At 59.5% G+C, this 17,805-nt stretch carries 17 protein-coding genes and 1 pseudogene; 5 read left to right on the plus strand and 13 right to left on the minus strand.

Going from position 1 to position 17,805, the window contains the following annotated elements; all coding sequences use genetic code 11:
* The 4 genes from leuS to arfA form a co-directional block, all read left to right on the plus strand.
* Positions 1 to 2,324, plus strand: a 2,324-nt coding sequence (gene leuS, locus ACIOU6_RS06975) for a leucine--tRNA ligase (protein WP_401134931.1), incomplete at its 5' end; no start/stop codon positions are given.
* Positions 2,325 to 2,411: 87 nt separating this feature from the next.
* A complete protein-coding gene (gene lptE / locus ACIOU6_RS06980; RefSeq protein ID WP_221730181.1) occupies positions 2,412 to 3,017 on the plus strand; it encodes an LPS assembly lipoprotein LptE in 606 nt (201 codons plus the stop codon).
* Positions 3,018 to 3,056: 39 nt separating this feature from the next.
* On the plus strand, positions 3,057 to 4,094 hold the full coding sequence (holA, locus tag ACIOU6_RS06985; protein WP_401134933.1) for a DNA polymerase III subunit delta: 1,038 nt from the start codon (positions 3,057 to 3,059) through the stop codon (positions 4,092 to 4,094).
* A gap of 200 nt (positions 4,095 to 4,294) precedes the next feature.
* Positions 4,295 to 4,459: an alternative ribosome rescue factor ArfA gene (gene arfA / locus ACIOU6_RS06990; protein ID WP_003228536.1), complete on the plus strand. Its 165-nt coding sequence runs from the start codon at positions 4,295 to 4,297 to the stop codon at positions 4,457 to 4,459.
* Between the two features lie 9 nt (positions 4,460 to 4,468).
* Here arfA and ACIOU6_RS06995 read toward each other — a convergent pair whose 3' ends face one another.
* On the minus strand, positions 4,469 to 5,401 hold the full coding sequence (locus ACIOU6_RS06995; protein WP_401134936.1) for a halovibrin HvnA: 933 nt from the start codon (positions 5,399 to 5,401) through the stop codon (positions 4,469 to 4,471).
* Between the two features lie 256 nt (positions 5,402 to 5,657).
* Here ACIOU6_RS06995 and ACIOU6_RS07000 point away from each other — a divergent pair, with 256 nt between their 5' ends.
* Positions 5,658 to 6,980, plus strand: a complete 1,323-nt coding sequence (locus tag ACIOU6_RS07000; RefSeq protein WP_401134938.1) for a lytic murein transglycosylase — start codon at positions 5,658 to 5,660, stop codon at positions 6,978 to 6,980.
* Positions 6,981 to 7,113: 133 nt separating this feature from the next.
* On the opposite strand, the gene ACIOU6_RS07005 is transcribed toward ACIOU6_RS07000, so the two are convergent.
* The 12 genes and pseudogenes from ACIOU6_RS07005 to ACIOU6_RS07060 all read right to left on the minus strand — a co-directional run.
* The gene (locus tag ACIOU6_RS07005; RefSeq protein WP_401134941.1) at positions 7,114 to 8,064 is read right to left on the minus strand and encodes an LD-carboxypeptidase; all 951 of its coding nucleotides are present in this window, start codon (positions 8,062 to 8,064) and stop codon (positions 7,114 to 7,116) included.
* A gap of 174 nt (positions 8,065 to 8,238) precedes the next feature.
* Positions 8,239 to 9,237 carry a lipoyl synthase gene (gene lipA, locus ACIOU6_RS07010; protein ID WP_167394918.1) on the minus strand — a complete coding sequence of 333 codons (999 nt, stop codon included), beginning with the start codon at positions 9,235 to 9,237 and terminating at the stop codon, positions 8,239 to 8,241.
* Positions 9,238 to 9,298: 61 nt separating this feature from the next.
* Positions 9,299 to 9,910, minus strand: a complete 612-nt coding sequence (gene lipB / locus ACIOU6_RS07015) for a lipoyl(octanoyl) transferase LipB (protein ID WP_401134944.1) — start codon at positions 9,908 to 9,910, stop codon at positions 9,299 to 9,301.
* On the minus strand, positions 9,910 to 10,185 hold the full coding sequence (locus ACIOU6_RS07020; protein ID WP_221730186.1) for a DUF493 domain-containing protein: 276 nt from the start codon (positions 10,183 to 10,185) through the stop codon (positions 9,910 to 9,912). Before ACIOU6_RS07020 ends, lipB begins: the two co-directional genes overlap by 1 nt.
* Positions 10,186 to 10,265: 80 nt before the next feature.
* On the minus strand, positions 10,266 to 11,423 hold the full coding sequence (locus ACIOU6_RS07025; protein WP_221730187.1) for a D-alanyl-D-alanine carboxypeptidase family protein: 1,158 nt from the start codon (positions 11,421 to 11,423) through the stop codon (positions 10,266 to 10,268).
* A 187-nt stretch (positions 11,424 to 11,610) separates the two neighbouring features.
* Positions 11,611 to 12,621, minus strand: a complete 1,011-nt coding sequence (locus ACIOU6_RS07030; RefSeq protein ID WP_221730188.1) for a septal ring lytic transglycosylase RlpA family protein — start codon at positions 12,619 to 12,621, stop codon at positions 11,611 to 11,613.
* Positions 12,621 to 13,631 carry a lytic murein transglycosylase B gene (mltB, locus tag ACIOU6_RS07035; RefSeq protein WP_221730189.1) on the minus strand — a complete coding sequence of 337 codons (1,011 nt, stop codon included), beginning with the start codon at positions 13,629 to 13,631 and terminating at the stop codon, positions 12,621 to 12,623. Before mltB ends, ACIOU6_RS07030 begins: the two co-directional genes overlap by 1 nt.
* Positions 13,632 to 13,648: 17 nt before the next feature.
* Positions 13,649 to 14,752: a rod shape-determining protein RodA gene (gene rodA, locus ACIOU6_RS07040; protein WP_221730279.1), complete on the minus strand. Its 1,104-nt coding sequence runs from the start codon at positions 14,750 to 14,752 to the stop codon at positions 13,649 to 13,651.
* A gap of 31 nt (positions 14,753 to 14,783) precedes the next feature.
* Positions 14,784 to 16,679, minus strand: coding sequence for a penicillin-binding protein 2 (mrdA, locus tag ACIOU6_RS07045; RefSeq protein WP_221730190.1), 1,896 nt, complete (start codon positions 16,677 to 16,679; stop codon positions 14,784 to 14,786).
* Positions 16,680 to 16,689: 10 nt separating this feature from the next.
* Entirely contained in the window at positions 16,690 to 17,157 is a 468-nt protein-coding gene (gene rlmH, locus ACIOU6_RS07050) for a 23S rRNA (pseudouridine(1915)-N(3))-methyltransferase RlmH (RefSeq protein WP_009051038.1), read from the minus strand.
* A 9-nt stretch (positions 17,158 to 17,166) separates the two neighbouring features.
* Positions 17,167 to 17,661, minus strand: a complete 495-nt coding sequence (gene rsfS, locus ACIOU6_RS07055; protein WP_187678819.1) for a ribosome silencing factor — start codon at positions 17,659 to 17,661, stop codon at positions 17,167 to 17,169.
* A gap of 72 nt (positions 17,662 to 17,733) precedes the next feature.
* Positions 17,734 to 17,805, minus strand: a pseudogene (locus ACIOU6_RS07060) (nicotinic acid mononucleotide adenylyltransferase); the annotation flags it as partial.

Below are 17,805 nucleotides of genomic sequence, written 5' to 3' on the forward strand. Positions count from 1 at the left end.
TAGCCCCGGCCAAGTGGACCTACGAAAACATCGCCTACATGAAATCCCAGCTGCGCAGCCTGGGCCTGGCGGTGGACTGGTCGCGTGAAGTCACCACCTGCAAACCGGATTACTACCGCTGGGAACAATGGCTGTTCACTCGCCTGTTCGAAAAAGGCGTGATTTACAAAAAAAGCGGCACCGTGAACTGGGACCCGGTCGATCAGACCGTTCTGGCCAACGAACAGGTGATCGACGGTCGCGGCTGGCGTTCTGGCGCGCTGATCGAAAAGCGCGAAATCCCGATGTACTACTTCAAGATCACCGCGTACGCGGATGAGCTGCTGGAAAGCCTCGACGAACTGACTGGCTGGCCTGAACAGGTCAAGACCATGCAGCGCAACTGGATCGGCAAATCCCGTGGCATGGAAGTGCAGTTCCCATACAACGTCGACTCCATCGGCGAAGCCGGCACGCTCAAAGTCTTCACCACCCGTCCGGACACCCTGATGGGCGCGACCTACGTTGCTGTAGCCGCCGAACACCATTTGGCAGCCCTGGCCGCGCAGAACAACCCTGAGCTGCAAGCGTTCATCGCTGAATGCAAGGGCGGCAGCGTCGCTGAAGCCGACGTCGCCACTCAAGAGAAAAAAGGCCTGCCGACCGGCCTGTTCGTCGAGCACCCGCTGACCGGTGAAAAACTCCCGGTCTGGGTCGCCAACTATGTGCTGATGCACTACGGCGACGGCGCGGTCATGGCGGTGCCGGCTCACGACGAGCGTGATTTCGAGTTTGCCCACAAGTACAACCTGCCGATCAAATCGGTCGTGCGTACCAGCTCCGGCGAGACCAACCCGGCCCCGTGGCAAGACGCCTACGGCGAGCACGGCACCCTGATCAATTCCGGCGAGTTCGACGGTCTGGACTTCGCGGGCGCGTTCGACGCCATGGAAGTGGCCCTGATCAAGAAAGAACTCGGCGCCTCGCGCACCCAGTTCCGCCTGCGCGACTGGGGCATCAGCCGTCAGCGCTACTGGGGCTGCCCGATCCCGATCATCCACTGCGATGCGTGCGGTGACGTGCCGGTACCGGAAGATCAACTGCCCGTCGTGTTGCCGGAAGACGTGGTGCCGGACGGCGCCGGTTCGCCGCTGGCACGCATGCCCGAGTTTTACGAGTGCAGCTGCCCGAAATGTGGCCAGCCTGCCAAGCGTGAAACCGACACCATGGACACCTTCGTCGAGTCGTCGTGGTACTACGCCCGTTATGCCTCGCCGCACTTTGAAGGTGGCCTGGTCGAAAAATCCGCAGCCGACCACTGGCTGCCGGTGGATCAGTACATCGGCGGTATCGAACACGCCATCCTGCACCTGCTCTACGCGCGCTTCTTCCACAAGCTGATGCGTGACGAAGGTCTGGTGAGCTCCAACGAACCGTTCAAGAACCTGCTGACCCAGGGCATGGTGATCGCCGAGACTTACTATCGTCGCGAAGCCAATGGTGCTTACACCTGGTTCAACCCGGCGGACGTCGAACTCGAGCGTGACAGCAAAGCGAAAGTGATCAGCGCCAAGTTGAAATCCGACGGCCTGCCGGTGGAAATCGGCGGTACCGAGAAGATGGCCAAGTCGAAGAACAACGGCGTCGACCCGCAGTCAATGATCGATCAGTTCGGCGCAGACACCTGCCGCCTGTTCATGATGTTCGCCTCGCCGCCCGACATGAGCGCTGAATGGTCCGACTCCGGCGTAGAGGGTTCGCACCGCTTCCTCAAGCGCGTCTGGCGTCTGGCTCAAGCCCACGTTACTCAGGGCCTGCCGGGCAAACTGGACATCGCCAGCCTGAACGACGAGCAGAAAGCCGTTCGCCGTGCGATCCACCTGGCCATCAAACAGGCCAGCCACGACGTCGGCCAGAACCACAAATTCAACACCGCCATCGCTCAAGTGATGACGCTGATGAACGTGCTGGAAAAAGCCGCGCAAGGCACCGAACAGGACCGCGCGCTGATTCACGAAGGCCTGGAAGCCGTCACACTGCTGTTGGCTCCGATCACGCCGCACATCAGCCACGAACTGTGGAATCACTTGGGTCACGCTGACGCCGTGATCGACGCTGGCTGGCCGGCGGTGGATGACAGCGCGCTGGTACAAGACAGCCTGCAACTGGTCATTCAAGTGAACGGCAAGCTGCGTGGCCAGATCGACATGCCGGCCAGCGCAACCCGTGAAGAAGTCGAAGCGGCAGCGCGCGCCAACGAAAACGTACTGCGCTTCGTCGACGGCCTGACTATTCGTAAAGTGATCGTAGTGCCCGGGAAACTGGTCAATATTGTCGCCAGCTAATTGGATCGGGCGTCAGGTTCGCCTGGCGCCGAGTAAAACCTTTCGGGCCGCACGGTCGGCCCACCTGGTTTCAAGGGGAGCAACACAATGATCAAACGCAATCTGCTGGTGATGGGCCTCGCCGTCCTGTTGAGCGCCTGTGGTTTCCAGCTGCGCGGTACCGGCACCAACGAACTGGCGATCAAGGAACTCGACCTGAGCGCCCGCAACGCCTACGGCGATACCGTCACGCAACTGCGTCAGGTACTGGAGTCCAGCGGCGTCAAGGTTTACAGCGGCGCGCCGTACAAGCTCTATCTGGCTGACGAGCAGGAAAGCCAGCGCATCCTCAGCTACGCCGGTGCCGGCCGTACGGGCGAGTATCAGGTCAGCACTGTCCTGAGCTACGACATCCGTGGTGACAAAAACCTTTCGCTGCTGAGCGACAAGCTTGAAGTGCAGAAAGTGTTCATTCACGACGGCAACAACCTCGTCGGCTCCGATCAGGAAGCCAACGACGCCCGTCGCGAGACCCGCCGCGAACTGGTTCAGCGCATGATGCTGCGCTTGCAACAGCTGACTCCGGACCAACTGCAGCAACTGCAGCAAGCCGCCAATGACCGGGCCAAGGCAGAAGCCGACGCGCTCGAAGCGGCGCAAAAGGCTGAAGCGCAAACCCCGCGTCAGTCGCCGCTCGAAGTACCGCAGCAGTAAGACGTTCGGGGCGCTCAGGCGCCCCGTTCGACCGATCTTATGAAGCTCGCTCCCGCTCAACTCAGCAAACACCTGCAGGGCTCCCTTGCGCCGGTCTACATCATCAGCGGCGATGACCCGCTGCTGTGTCAGGAAGCCGCCGACGCCATCCGCCATGCTGCCCGCCAACAAGGTTTTGACGAACGTCAGGTATTTGCCGCCGACGCCAATTTCGATTGGGGCACGTTGTTGCAGGCCGGTGCCAGCATGTCGTTGTTCGCTGAAAAGCGCCTGCTGGAACTGCGTCTGCCATCAGGCAAACCCGGTGACAAGGGTGCGGCTGCGTTCATCGAATACTGTTCGCGTCCCGCTGAAGACACGGTATTGCTGATCAGCTTGCCCAAGCTTGATGGCAGTGCGCAGAAGACCAAGTGGGGCAAGGCACTGGTTGAAGGCCAACAGACCCAGTTCATCCAGATATGGCCGGTGGATGCCAATCAACTGCCCAGCTGGATTCGTCAGCGCTTGTCTCAAGCCGGGTTGTCGGCCAGCCAGGACGCCGTCGAACTGATTGCCGCACGCGTGGAGGGCAACTTGCTCGCCGCCGCGCAGGAAATCGAAAAGCTCAAACTGATGGCCGAAGGTGGGCAAATCACCGTCGAAACGGTGCAAGCCGCTGTCGCGGACAGTGCCCGCTTCGACGTGTTTGGCTTGACCGACGCCGTGCTCAACGGCGAACCGGCTCACGCCTTGCGCATGCTCGAAGGGCTGCGCGGTGAAGGTGTCGAGCCGCCCGTGATTCTCTGGGCATTGGCGCGAGAGCTACGCCTGCTGGCTAATATCTCGTTGCAATACAGCCAGGGCACGCCGCTGGACAAGGCCTTCAGTCAAGCGAAACCGCCGGTCTGGGACAAGCGCAAACCCTTGATGAGCAAAGCCCTGCAACGCTACTCGGCGCAACGCTGGGCACAGTTGTTGCTCGAAGCTCAGCGCATCGATGCGCAGATCAAGGGCCAGGCTGCCGGGTCGCCGTGGATGAGCCTGAGCCGGTTGGCGTTGTTGATGGCCGGTCAGCGCCTTTCGTTGCCTGCCGAGTAATTCGTTCAACCGCACAACGGCCCTTCGCGAGCAAGCCCGCTCCCACACTTGACTGCATTCTCATAGCGGGAACTCGGTCGAATGTGGGAGCGGGCTTGCTCGCGAAAGCATCAGAACATTCCTACACAACAGAGACTGGACAGACGTCCAACATCGGCAGATTATTCGCCCCGCAACACCCACCCACCGAGAGATCCGTCATGAGCAAAAAGCCATCGAAACATGGCCCGAACAAGGCCAAATCCATCATCGCCCAACCCCTGTTCCGCAGTCGCCAGGAACGACCAACCAAGGGGAAAGGCAGCTACCGCCGCGAAGCCTTCCAGTCTGACAGCTGGGAGGCTTCTTACTTTCTGGCTGCTTGAAACGGATAATCAATTCACCGCCTGATCTTGCGCCTGAAACGCAAACGTCACTCTATCGGCCAGCGTTGCCGGCATTGTTACTTTGATAATAGGCAGCGTTTCACCAGTGAGCTCTTTGAATCGGCGCTGATCCCTCTGGACTTCCGCCAAGCCCGATGTGTTTCCGACAATCACGTAAAAGAACGCCTCAATTGGCAATACTTTCGCCTGCCCCTTTGCCCATGTCGTCATTTTCACGTCATTGGGTATGTCAAAAGCTCTTGGCGTCACCAGACGTCCTGCCTGCATCCCCTTTACAAAATTGGGGCCCGCCAGCGTATTAGCCGAATCTCTGACATCAAAACTGCATACACCTGCCCTGTTGTGATTAGGAGCAGCATACTTGTTGTAATTCTCTGCCCATTTTTCAGGGGTATTGATGCCTTGGGCAGCGCAGGCAACGGTTGAGGGATAGCCGGAAATCCCGCCACAACCCCGATCACTACGATGGTCAGAATCCCCGTCCACGGGAAAGAAGCACAGAACTTCAATCTTGAGTTTGCCTGACGGTGTTTTCAAAACAGGATAGAAAATCAGTCCTTTCGTGTAATTCATGGCCAGTCTTTTCATTTTGTAGTCTGAGCGGACAAACGAAAATGAGGTGCCTCCCACCCTTTCAGCGGTGGGGCTAGGATCCCAGACATCAAAGCCGGCTGCAGTGGCCGTTCCACGCAGCAAAATACCACTGCAAAGAAAGGCAGGTCTGGAGTCCAACCCATCACATCGAAGAGTGGTGGTATCGCTATAACGCCTCGTCAATTCGGAGGCTACTTCCGGGCCGCTGGTGGCTAACGCTGTAGCAGTCTGTACGCCCAGCTGAGTTTGAACAGGCTCCTGCGAAGGGCCTTTTACAGAGCACCCTGCCAGCAAAAGAAACAGCAGTAAAAGCGCTTTACCTTTCATATGAAATTCCTCGTCAACGTGCGTCAAGAGGCAGTGATCGAGAAATTCAAACCACCACAATCCTGCCGGCATGGGCTATTGAATCGAGGAAAAACACTGCTGAATAGCTGATAGAAATGACAGTTGCGCCCCGCTAATTCAGGGCATATGGTGATTAGCCGGCTAAATAGACCTCGTCCAAATACCTGACCGATAACCGCTTCATTCCGCAGGCATGTTAAGGTCTGCTCCTGATTCGTATCCCCTGGAACTGTGCATGCCCTTCAGTCTTTCCCGTCGTTGGCCCGTTCGCCAATTGATCGCCGCCACAAGCTTCATCCTGCTTGTCGCCTGCGCGGAAAAACCCACCGCCGCCGACGCGCAACCTCTTCAAGCCGCCCCTGTCACCACGGCCCCAGCGATCATCCCGCCGGTAGTGCCGTCCGCCGACCCGCTCGATCTTCAGCCGACCCAGACCTTTGCCGAATGGCAGGCGGGTTTCCGCAAGGAAGCGCTGACCGCCGGGATCCGCGCCGATCTGTTTGATCGCGCGTTTGCCAATGTCAGCTTCGACGCCAGCGTTATTCGCGCCGACCGCAGTCAGCCGGAGTTCTCACGCCCCGTATGGGAGTACCTCGACGGCGCGCTGTCGCCGCTGCGGGTGCGCAAAGGCCAGGCGCTGATCAACCAGTACGCCGACATTCTGCAAAGCATCGAACAGCGTTATGGCGTGGATCGTCAGGCGCTGGTGTCGGTGTGGGGGATGGAAAGCAACTTCGGTCAGTTCCAGGGCAGCAAGTCGGTCATCAATTCGTTGGCCACCCTCGCTTACGAAGGCCGTCGGCCGGGTTTTGCCCATGCGCAATTGATCGCCGCCCTGCAAATTCTGCAACAGGGTGATATCACGCCAGAGAAAATGCTCGGTTCATGGGCTGGCGCGATGGGGCAGACCCAGTTCATCCCGACCACCTACAACACCCACGCCGTGGATTTCGATGGTGACGGTCGTCGCGACATCTGGGGCAGTCCGGCCGACGCGCTGGCCTCGACGGCACATTACCTGCAAAGCTCCGGCTGGCAGCGCGGCCAACCTTGGGGCTTCGAAGTACAACTCCCAGGCAGCTTCAATTACACGCTCGCTGACGGTGCCATTCGCAAAAGCGTGGCTGAGTGGCGTCAACTGGGCGTGATCATGCCCAATGGTGGTCAAGTGCCCGCAGGTACCGAACAACTGCCTGCCGCGCTGCTGCTGCCCGCCGGTTATCGTGGCCCGGCATTCCTGATCCTCGACAACTTCCGGGCGATCCTCAAGTACAACAACTCTTCGTCGTACGCGTTGGCGGTCAGCCTGTTGTCGGAGCGCTTCAGTGGTGGCGGTTTGATCAACGGCACTTGGCCAAAAGACGATCTGCCATTGAGCCGTACCGAGCGGGTTGAGCTGCAAAGCTTGCTGAGTGCGCGCAATTACGATGCCGGTACGGCCGACGGGATCATCGGCGCCAATACGCGCAAAGCGATTCGCAGTGCGCAGCAGGCATTTGGCTGGCCGGCGGACGGGTATCCGACGCACAAGCTGCTTGAGAGCCTTCGTACCCAGTAGTCAGATTTTCGCAAGGCGCATATCGCTTTCGCGAGCAAGCCCGCCCCCACATTCGACCGCGTTCCAACACCAGAATGCGGTCGAATGTGGGAGCGGGCTTGCTCGCGAAGGCTGATTGACTGGCGGTGCTTATCTACCGACGGACAACCACATCCTGCTCCAGCATCAGTTCTTTTTTCCCCGCATCCAGCCGCACCAAAGCCCCCAGCGGCAACGTCAGGTTCGGATCACAATGCCCACTGCGCCACCCGGACAACACCGGAATCCGCAACGGTTCAAAGGTCTGTTTGAGCAAGCGGTTCAACGCGTCGATATCCACCCCCGCGACATCCCCGACCAACACACCGCGCAACCTGGCCAATTTGCCGGCCAGACGCATCTGCGTCAGTAAGCGGTCGATGCGATACAACGGTTCGTTGATGTCCTCGATGAGCAGAATCACCCCTTCAACATCGATTTCAAAAGGCGTACCCAGGGTCGCAGCAATCATCGCCAGATTGCCGCCAAGCAAGCGCCCATGGGCGACGCCGGGTTCGACCGTGGTCAACGGATAAGCCGCCGGATGGCTCAGCACACTCCCCGCCTTCAATTGGCCGCGCAGCATGGCGAAGAACGACGTCACCGTCGGAGGCTCTTTGTCGCCTAACAAATCGGCATTGAGCAACGGCCCATGAAAGGTCACAAATCCTGCGTAACGACTGATAGCCAGATGCAACGCAGTGATGTCGCTGTAGCCTACAAACGGCTTGGCATGACGGCTCAACAGGTCGAAATCAATCCGGTCCAGCAGGCGCGGTGTACCGTAGCCGCCGCGCAAGCAGATGATCGCGTCGACCTCGGGGTCAGTGAACGCGGCGTGCAGATCGTTGAGGCGCACGTCATCGCTGCCAGCGAGATAGCCGTCCTTCTCGTAGACACCGGGAAATACCTTCAGCCCATAACCCCGGGCGCGCATCCATTGCACAGCTTTTTCGGTGTCCAGCGCACCGGGGCCGGCCGGCGCGATAACGCCGATCAGTCCTTCGGACGGCAGCGCCGGGACGGCTCTGTGGGGAAAAAGTGTATGGGTCGGTCGAACGGTCATCCATGGATCTCCCTGCGTGAAGTCGTGCTCACACAGTAGTCAGGAACGGCGACAAACAGAAGAGCGTCAGTCGCCCGCAGGTTGCAGGAAAATTAAACGCCCGTTGCAGGGCAGGCAAAAAAATGCCCGCAGGGCTTGAAGCCTTGCGGGCATTTTTTGTCCATCATTGCCGGATCAGGAACCCAGCAGCTCAGCCTTGACCAGCTTCGCCTGCTCGTCAGCGTGGTACGAAGACCGCACCAACGGACCCGACGCAACGTTCTTGAAGCCCATCTTGTAACCTTCTTCGGCGAACCAGGCGAAGGTGTCCGGGTGCACAAAACGCTGCACCGGCAAGTGGCTGCGCGACGGTTGCAGGTACTGGCCCAGCGTCAGCATGTCGATGTCGTGTTCGCGCATGCGCTTCATGACTTCGATGACTTCTTCGTCAGTCTCGCCCAGACCCAGCATCAGGCCGGATTTGGTCGGGATGTGCGGCATCATCTGCTTGAAGCGTTGCAGCAGGGTCAGCGACCACTGGTAGTCCGAACCCGGACGCGCAGCCTTGTACAGCCGCGGCACGGTTTCCAGGTTGTGGTTGAACACATCTGGCGGCTCGGCTGCAGTGATTTCCAGGGCGACGTCCATGCGGCCACGGTAATCCGGGACCAGGGTTTCCAGCTGCACGTTCGGCGACAGCTTGCGGATCTCGCGGATGCAGTCGGCAAAGTGCTGGGCACCGCCGTCGCGCAGGTCGTCGCGGTCAACCGAAGTGATCACCACGTACTTGAGCTTCAGGTCGGCGATGGCAATGGCCAGGCTTTGCGGTTCGTTGACGTCCAATGGTTTCGGACGACCGTGGCCAACGTCGCAGAACGGGCAGCGACGGGTGCAGATGTCACCCATGATCATGAACGTCGCGGTGCCACCGGAGAAGCACTCGCCCAGGTTCGGGCAGGATGCTTCTTCGCAAACGCTGTGCAGCTTGTGTTTGCGCAGCAGGCTCTTGATACGGTCGACTTCCGGGGAAACCGGGATGCGCACACGAATCCAGTCAGGCTTCTTCGGCAGTTCGGTGGTCGGAATGATCTTTACCGGAATGCGTGCAACCTTTTCGGCGCCGCGCAGCTTGACGCCGGCTTCAACCTTGGGACGCGGGGCCGGGCGCTCGGTCACGTCGAGCGTCGGGATCATGGTTTGCACTGCATCAGTAGTCATATCATTCGATTCCGCCAGTATGGGTGTTCTGCTCAGCTTAGTCTAGGTGTTTGACGAGCTGCGCGCGCAGCCGGGCACTTACCTCGGCAAATTCAATCGATCCTGCGTGATCGCTCAGCTGGGTCATCGCCAGCCCGGCATAGCCGCAGGGATTAATCCGTCGAAACGGTTCCAGGTTCATATCCACGTTCAGAGCCAGGCCATGAAAGGAACAACCGTGGCGAATCCGCAAACCCAGAGAAGCGATTTTCGCGCCATCGACGTACACGCCGGGAGCGTCTGGCTTGGCCGCTGCGGTCACCCCGTAGCTGGCCAGCAGTTCGATCAGGCAAAGCTCCATGCGACTTACCAGATCACGCACGCCGAAACCCAGCTTGCGTACATCCAGCAGCAAGTAGGCCACCAATTGGCCGGGGCCATGATAGGTCACCTGCCCGCCGCGATCGACCTGCACCACCGGGATATCCCCCGGCAGCAACAAGTGTTCGGCCTTGCCGGCCTGGCCCTGAGTGAACACCGGAGGGTGCTCAACGAGCCAGATTTCGTCAGCGGCATCGCTGCCGCGTTCGTTGGTAAACCGTTGCATGGCATGCCAGACCGGCTCGTAAGCCATCTGGCCGAGCTCACGAAAGCCCAGCGTGCCAGACATCACAGCACCATGTGCACGAAACCGGTCGCACGCAACTCGCTGTTAATGTCGTACAGCTGTTCTTGACCGGTGGCGATGATGTGCAACTGGATAGTCGTGTATTTGCCGTTGGTGCTTTGACGTTCGTCGATGCGCTCATCATTGATGGTCGCGTGCTTTGTGACGATTGCGATGATCTTGTCTTTGTTGCCAACGCCAGTGTCGCTGATCACCTTGATCGGGTAATCAGTCTGGGGAAATTCGATCTTTGGCGCCTTTACTTCGGTATCGGTCATGGCGTAACGGCCTCTTAAGCCGTGGTAACGCGCATGGCCCCGCACCGGATCGGAGCAGGGCCATGCAGGTCAACACTAAATCAGTTGAACAAGCCGTAGAAGAATAGACGGATGCTATCCCACATGCGGCGGAAGATACCACCTTCCTCGACAGCGTCCAGAGCGATCAGGTCGGCGCTGTGCACAACCTTGTCTTCCAGTTTCACTTCGACTTTACCGATCACGTCGCCCTTGGCGATTGGCGCGGTCAGTTGTGGGTTCATGGTCATGCTGGCCGCAAGCTTCTTCAGCTGGCCTTTGGGCAGGGTCATGGTCAGGTCTTCAGCCAGGCCGGCCTTGACTTGATTGGTGGTGCCTTTCCACACCGGGGCCTGAGCCAGTTCAGTACCTTTCTGATAGAAGGTCTGGGTTTCAAAGAAGCGGAAACCGTAGGTCAGCAGCTTCTGGGTTTCAGCGGCGCGAGCCACTTCGCTGTTGGTGCCGAACACCACGGCGATCAGGCGCTGGCCGTCGCGCACAGCCGAGGACACCATGCAGTAGCCGGCTTCTTCGGTGTGGCCGGTTTTCAGGCCGTCAACGGTCTTGTCACGCCACAGCAGCAGGTTGCGGTTAGGCTGCTTGATGCCATTCCAGAAGAACTCTTTCTGCGAATAGATCGCATAGTGAGCCGGGTCTTCGTGGATGATCGCGCGAGCCAGGATCGCCATGTCGTGAGCCGACGAATAGTGCTCAGGATTCGGCAGACCGGTCGGGTTCATGAAGTGGGAATTGGTCATGCCCAGTTCCGAAGCGGTTTTGTTCATCAGGTCGGCGAAGGCGTCTTCGCTGCCGGCGATGTGCTCGGACAGCGCCACGCTCGCGTCGTTGCCGGACTGAATGATGATGCCGTGCAGCAGGTCGCTGACAGTGACCTGCGAACCCACCTTGATGAACATCCGCGATCCGCCGGTGCGCCAGGCGTTTTCGCTGACGGTAACCGGATCGTTTTCACCGATCTGGCCGCGACGGATTTCCAGCGTAGCGATGTATGCCGTCATCAGTTTGGTCAGGCTGGCCGGCGGCAGACGCTGATCACCGTTGTTTTCTACCAGCACGTTGCCGCTGCTGGCGTCCATCAGGACGTAGGCTTTGGCGGCCAGTTGAGGTGGCGACGGCATCATCTCGGCCGCGAAGGCGGCGGGCGAGAGGAGCAGCGGGACTAGCAGACACAGGCGTTTGGCAAAGGTGGTGATGTTCATCCGTCTCTCGAAATCGCTAATGGAAACTTGCCCTAGGGCAAAACTATTCAGACAGCCTTCTAACGGGCCATCGCGTGTTCAGTTGCTCACTCCAGTCACCCTTGCCGGGCTTTTATTCTTCGACGAGCCAACAACCTGATTCACCCCCCAATCGCTGGTGAATCGTCAATCAAGTCCTGCGTATTGCTTACTCCGAAACCACACTTGGCGAACCAAGGTTGGCCAGGCGGACGCTGTTCTGTACCTGGGCAATCTCACCCGGCGAACCGATCGGCCCCAGACGTACCCGGTGCAGGGTCTGCTGATTGCGCACGATCGAGCTGATGAACACCGGAGCGCTCACCATTCCGCTGAGCTTCGCCCTCAGGAGTTCTGCAGCGTCCGGGTTGGCGAACGCGCCCACCTGCAGATACTGGCCAGACGCTGGTGCAGAAGCGTTTTTTTTTGCATCGAGCTGAACCGGCACGACGGCCGCAGCGTGTTGCTGCACCGGCGGCGTCCATTGCTCGACGGTGCCGGCCGAGGCCGTGATCACCGGGGCGCTATTTTGCGCGACTTGCGGCTCGTTGAGCATCAAAGGTGCCGGACGGCCCTTGGCAGCCCACCATTGTTGCGGATCAATGCCTTCGACCTTGACCCGCGCGGTACCGGATTCGGCGTAACCCAGCTTCTTGGCGGCAGCGTAGGACAAATCGATGATGCGGTCGGAGTAGAACGGGCCGCGGTCGTTGACCCGCAGAATCACGCTCTTGTTGTTGTCCAGGTTGGTCACCCGAACGTAACTTGGCAGAGGCAAGGTCTTGTGGGCGGCACTCATGCCGTACAGGTCATAGACCTCGCCGTTGGCGGTGTTCTGGCCATGGAACTTGGTGCCATACCAGGACGCTGTGCCAGAAGCGACATACGACTTTGACTCTTGCAACGGGAAATAGGTTTTGCCCAGCACCGTGTAAGGGTTGGCCTTGTACGGGCCGGTGTGCAGGGTCGGCGTGGCATCAGGGATGCGCGAGACATCGACGTCCCACCAAGGCGCGCCGTCTTTGTGGGCACGGTTGATGTCCAGACCCGGCTGCGCACGCACAGCGGTAGACGGTGTCTTTTGAGTCGGGGAACGACTGGTCGAACAACTGGCAACCAGCACTGCCAGCGCAGCGAAAGCCACCAGTTTCAGGGGTTTATTGATAGGCAATGCCCGCATTACTTGACGCCCCGTGCTTGTACCAGCTTTTCAGACAGTTGATGTACGGCCATGGCGTACATCACGCTGCGGTTATAACGCGTGATCGCGTAGAAATTCTTCAGGCCCATCCAGTATTCAGGGCCGTTTTCGCCTTCGAGACGAAATGCAGTGACTGGCATGTCATCGCGCAGCGCATCATGACTCGACCAGCCCAGCGCTCGCAACTCCCCAACGGTTTTCGTCGGCTCGATACCCGTGGTCAGGCCTTCATCGACCTGCTCGCCACGTACGTCTGCACGGCTGACCACCGGCTCGCCGGCAACCCAACCGTGACGTTTGAAATAACTCGCGACGCTGCCGATCGCATCATCCGGATTGGTCCAGATATTGATGTGACCATCGCCGTCAAAATCCACCGCATAGGCGCGAAAGCTGCTCGGCATGAACTGCGGCAGGCCCATGGCACCTGCGTAAGAGCCTTTCAGGGTCAATGGGTCGACCTGCTCTTCGCGCGCCAGCAGCAGGAACTCACGCAGTTCCTTGCGGAAAAATTCGGCACGGGGAGGATAGTCGAATCCGAGCGTGGACAAGGCGTCGATCACCCGGAAATTACCGGTATTACGTCCGAAAAAGGTTTCAACGCCAATGATCGACACGATGACTTGCGCCGGCACGCCGTACTCCTGCTCGGCACGGGCCAGCGTGGCCTCATGCTGACGCCAGAAGTCGACACCACGGGCGATACGTGCGTCCGTGATGAACATCGGACGGTATTCTTTCCACTGCTTGACCCGCTCGGCGGGCCGGGAGATGGCGTCGAGAATCGACTGCTTGCGCTGCGCCTCGCGAAACACACCCATCAGTTGCTCACCGGCAAAGCCGTAGTCGCGGGTCATTTCACCGACGAACTCGGCCACCTGCGGCGAGCCTTCGTATTCGCCGGCCAGCGCTTCCTGCACGCTACCGAGGATGCCTACCAGGCCAACCCACGGCGCGCATCGAGTCGCCCAGCCACGCATTACTTGCATTGAAATCTTCACCTTATTCAAACCTGCGCGATCCACTTGCGATGGGTATGGATCGACATCAAAACCCCAAACGCTGACAGCAGTGTCACCAGCGAAGTTCCTCCGTAGCTAATGAACGGCAACGGCACCCCTACAACCGGTAACAGGCCACTGACCATACCGATGTTGACGAAAACGTAAACAAAAAACGTCATGGTCAACGCACCGGCGAGCAATTTGCCGAACAATGTTTGTGCCTGTGCCGTGATGACCAGTCCCCGGCCGATCAACAAAAGATAGATCAGCAGCAGCACGCAAATGCCCACCAGACCGAACTCTTCGCCAAGTACCGCGATGATGAAGTCGGTGTGACTTTCAGGCAGGAAGTCCAGATGCGATTGGGTACCGAGCAGCCAGCCCTTGCCGAACACGCCGCCGGAACCGATCGCCGCTTTCGACTGAATGATGTTCCAGCCCGTACCAAGCGGATCGCTTTCCGGGTCAAGGAACGTCAGGATTCGCTGCTTCTGGTAGTCGTGCATGATGAAAAACCACATGGCGACCGCCACGGGTACGGCGGCGGCCAACACACTGAGAATCCAGCGCCAGCGCAACCCGCCCATGAACAGCACGAACGCTCCGCCCGCCAGAATCAGCAGCGAAGTACCGAGGTCCGGCTGACGCACGATCAGAATGAACGGCACCCCGATCAGCATCAAACTGATGCCGACATGCTTGAGTTGTGGCGGCAATGTCCGCTTCGACAGATACCAGGCGATGGTCGCCGGCATGAGGATTTTCATGAACTCGGAGGGCTGGAAGCGGATCACCCCGGGAATGTTGATCCAGCGTGTCGCGCCCATGGCGTTGTGGCCCATGATGTCCACCACCATCAGCAGCACCACCCCGATCACATAGCCGAGCGGCACCCAACGGGCCATGAAGCGTGGTTCGAACTGGGCGATGACGATCATCGACACCAGGCCGATGCCGAACGAAGTGGCCTGTTTGGCCAGCAGATCCCAGTTCTTGCCGCTGGCCGAATACAGCACGAACAGGCTGCCGGCGGCGAGAATCAGCAGCAGGATCAACAATGGGCCATCGATATGCAGTTTTTGCAGCAACGTCGCTCGGCGACGCATCACATCCTCGCTGGAGAGCATGCGATCAAAATTATTCATCACGGGCCGTAGCCTCCGCACTGATTGGACTGGCGTATTCGGCCTTCAAATGTCCGTCCTGATCCAGCAACCAGGCGTCCATGACCTGACGCACTACGGGCGCGGCAACACCGGAGCCGGACTCACCGTTCTCAACCATCACCGACACGACGATTCGTGGATCGTCGGCCGGGGCGAAACCGACGAACAACGCGTGGTCGCGATGGCGCTCCTGAACCTTGGAGCGGTCGTACTTTTCACCCTGCTTGATCGCGACCACCTGAGCGGTACCCGATTTGCCGGCGATCCGGTATTGCGCACCGATTGCCGCTTTGCGCGCGGTGCCCCGTGCACCGTGCATCACCTGCTGCATGCCGTGGTTGACCTTGTTCCAGTCTGACGGGTCACGCAGGATAATGTCCGGCATCGGGTTTTCGTCCACCGGTTTAACCCCTTCGAGGGTTTTGGCCAGGTGCGGCCGGTTCCACACGCCTTTGTTTGCTACCAGCGCCGTGGCTTGGGCCAACTGAAGCGGCGTCGCTTGCATATAGCCCTGGCCGATCCCCAGGATCAGCGTCTCGCCCGGGAACCAAGCCTGCTTGCGTGTCGCCCGCTTCCACTCACGCGACGGCATCAGGCCTGGGGACTCTTCGAACATGTCCAGCGAGACTTTCTTGCCGATGCCGAACTTGTTCATGTAAGCCGACAGCCGATCAATGCCGAGCTTGTGGGCCAAGTCATAGAAGTAGGTGTCGTTGGACCGCATGATCGCTGTGTCGAGGTCGACGAAGCCGTCACCGGTGCGGTTCCAGTTGCGGTATTTGTGATCGTAGTTGGGCAGCATGTAGTAACCCGGGTCGAACACCCGGCTCGACGCCGTCACAACCCCCGAATCGAGACCGGCAATCGCCACCGCCGGTTTGATCGTCGAGCCCGGCGGGTACAGACCGCGCAGCACGCGGTTGAACAGAGGCCGGTCAATGGAATCACGCAACTCGGCGTACGCCTTGAAGCTGATCCCCGTAACGAACAGGTTCGGGTCAAAACTCGGCTGACTGACCATCGCCAGTACTTCGCCGGTTCTCGGATCGAGCGCGACCACCGCACCGCGACGCCCGCCCAATGCCGCCTCGGCGGCTTCCTGCAACTTGATGTCCAGGCTCAGAACGATGTCCTTGCCGGGAATCGGATCGGTCCGTTTGAGCACACGCAAGACGCGGCCACGGGCGTTGGTCTCGACTTCCTCGTAACCCACCTGACCGTGTAACTCCGGCTCGTAGAAACGCTCGATGCCGGTCTTGCCGATGTGATGGGTGCCGCTGTAGTTGACCGGGTCGAGGCTTTTGAGTTCTTTCTCGTTGATCCGCCCCATGTAGCCCACCGAGTGCGCAAAATGCGCGCCCTGCGGATAGTGACGGACCAGTTGCGCAATCACTTCCACGCCCGGCAGACGGAACTGGTTCACGGCGATGCGGGCGATCTGCTCCTCCGTCAACTCGAACAGGATCGGTACCGGCTCGAACGGCCGACGCCCCTGACGCATACGCTTCTCGAAGATCACCCGGTCTTCGGGCGTCAGTTCCAGCACTTGGACGATCACGTCGAGCACTTGCTGCCAGTCGCCGGAGCGCTCGCGGGTCATGCTCAGGCTGAAGCTGGGACGGTTGTCGGCCACCACCACGCCATTGCGGTCGAAAATCAGCCCACGCGTCGGCGGGATCGGCTGCACATGGACGCGGTTGTTCTCCGAGAGGGTCGAGTGGTACTCGTACTGGATCACCTGCAAGAAATAAAGCCGTGCGATAAGCACGCAGATCAGCGCCACCACCACAAAAGCCCCGAACACGACGCGGCCACGCACCAGGCGTGCGTCTTTTTCGTGGTCCTTGATGCGGATCGGCTGAGACATGAGGGCAGGCTTACTTGTGGTAAGGGTGACCGGACAGCACGGTCCAGGCACGGTACAACTGTTCGCCGATCAGAATTCGCACCAGCGGATGCGGCAGCGTCAGCGGCGACAACGACCAGCGCTGATCGGCACGAGCACAGACTTCCGGCGCCAGCCCTTCCGGGCCACCGACCATGAAGTTGACCGTGCGCGAATCCAGCCGCCAGCGGTCGAGTTCGACCGCCAGTTGCTCGGTGCTCCAGGGTTTGCCGTGGACTTCCAACGTGACAATCCGCTCGTTCTGCCCGACCTTGGCCAGCATGGCTTCGCCTTCCTGGCGGATGAAACGAGCCACGTCAGCATTCTTGCCACGGGTATTGAGCGGTATTTCCACCAGTTCCAGCGCCAGCTCGGACGGAAGACGCTTGGCATATTCATGCCAGCCTTCTTCCACCCACTTGGGCATGCGTGAACCGACGGCGATCAGTCGCAGTCGCACAGCGATCCCTTAGAGCTGGTCTTTGTTGAGCTTGGTGAAATGCTCGTGGGTGTTTTCCGGGCTGTGGTGTTTGGCGTCGGCCGCGCGGCTTTGCTCGGCACCGGCCCACAGGCGTTCCAGGTCGTAGAACTGACGCGCCGAGGCGGTCATCATGTGCACGATCACCAGATCCAGGTCGAGCAGCACCCAGTCGCTGTCGCCCTTGCCTTCTTCGCCCAGAGGCTTGGCGCCCTGCTTTTTGACTTCTTCGCGAACCTTATCCAGCATCGCGTTGATCTGGCGATTGGAAGTACCGGTGGCGATGATCATGTAGTCAGTGATGCTCTGCTTGTCGCGAACATCGATGATCTGGATGTCTTGCGCCTTGACGTCTTCCAGGGCAGCCACGGCCAGTTTGACCAGGTCGTCACCTTTCAGCGGCTCGTTGGTGTTGACCGGCTCTGGCAGCGGGGCGCTCTTGAACGTGCCTTTGCGCTTTACTTTGGTTTGGTCTTTGTCAGTCATATAAAACTCGTTTTGCTCATATTTTCGGCGGCTTGGCGACACGGTGATCCGTATCAGTGAAGCACGCCTTGTTCAGTTCGACGCACGGTAAAGACCGTGCGCATCGATGTAGGCCAGGACCGCGTCGGGCACCAGGAAACGTCC

Origin of the sequence: Pseudomonas sp. NPDC087615 (genome assembly GCF_044743445.1) — a bacterium.
Classification (GTDB): Bacteria; Pseudomonadota; Gammaproteobacteria; order Pseudomonadales; family Pseudomonadaceae; genus Aquipseudomonas; species Aquipseudomonas baetica_A.

What these genes read in the sequence shown, in the direction of transcription:
- rsfS (WP_187678819.1), bottom strand. Translation starts at nt 17,661, where the DNA reads ATGACTGACAAAGACCAAACCAAAGTAAAGCGCAAAGGCACGTTCAAG.
- ACIOU6_RS06995 (WP_401134936.1), bottom strand. Translation starts at nt 5,401, where the DNA reads ATGAAAGGTAAAGCGCTTTTACTGCTGTTTCTTTTGCTGGCAGGGTGC.
- mrdA (WP_221730190.1), bottom strand. Translation starts at nt 16,679, where the DNA reads ATGTCTCAGCCGATCCGCATCAAGGACCACGAAAAAGACGCACGCCTG.
- mltB (WP_221730189.1), bottom strand. Translation starts at nt 13,631, where the DNA reads ATGCAAGTAATGCGTGGCTGGGCGACTCGATGCGCGCCGTGGGTTGGC.
- ACIOU6_RS07025 (WP_221730187.1), bottom strand. Translation starts at nt 11,423, where the DNA reads ATGAACATCACCACCTTTGCCAAACGCCTGTGTCTGCTAGTCCCGCTG.
- ACIOU6_RS07005 (WP_401134941.1), bottom strand. Translation starts at nt 8,064, where the DNA reads ATGACCGTTCGACCGACCCATACACTTTTTCCCCACAGAGCCGTCCCG.
- ACIOU6_RS07000 (WP_401134938.1), top strand. Translation starts at nt 5,658, where the DNA reads ATGCCCTTCAGTCTTTCCCGTCGTTGGCCCGTTCGCCAATTGATCGCC.
- holA (WP_401134933.1), top strand. Translation starts at nt 3,057, where the DNA reads ATGAAGCTCGCTCCCGCTCAACTCAGCAAACACCTGCAGGGCTCCCTT.
- arfA (WP_003228536.1), top strand. Translation starts at nt 4,295, where the DNA reads ATGAGCAAAAAGCCATCGAAACATGGCCCGAACAAGGCCAAATCCATC.
- ACIOU6_RS07030 (WP_221730188.1), bottom strand. Translation starts at nt 12,621, where the DNA reads ATGCGGGCATTGCCTATCAATAAACCCCTGAAACTGGTGGCTTTCGCT.
- rodA (WP_221730279.1), bottom strand. Translation starts at nt 14,752, where the DNA reads ATGCGTCGCCGAGCGACGTTGCTGCAAAAACTGCATATCGATGGCCCA.
- ACIOU6_RS07020 (WP_221730186.1), bottom strand. Translation starts at nt 10,185, where the DNA reads ATGACCGATACCGAAGTAAAGGCGCCAAAGATCGAATTTCCCCAGACT.
- lipB (WP_401134944.1), bottom strand. Translation starts at nt 9,910, where the DNA reads ATGTCTGGCACGCTGGGCTTTCGTGAGCTCGGCCAGATGGCTTACGAG.
- lptE (WP_221730181.1), top strand. Translation starts at nt 2,412, where the DNA reads ATGATCAAACGCAATCTGCTGGTGATGGGCCTCGCCGTCCTGTTGAGC.
- lipA (WP_167394918.1), bottom strand. Translation starts at nt 9,237, where the DNA reads ATGATCCCGACGCTCGACGTGACCGAGCGCCCGGCCCCGCGTCCCAAG.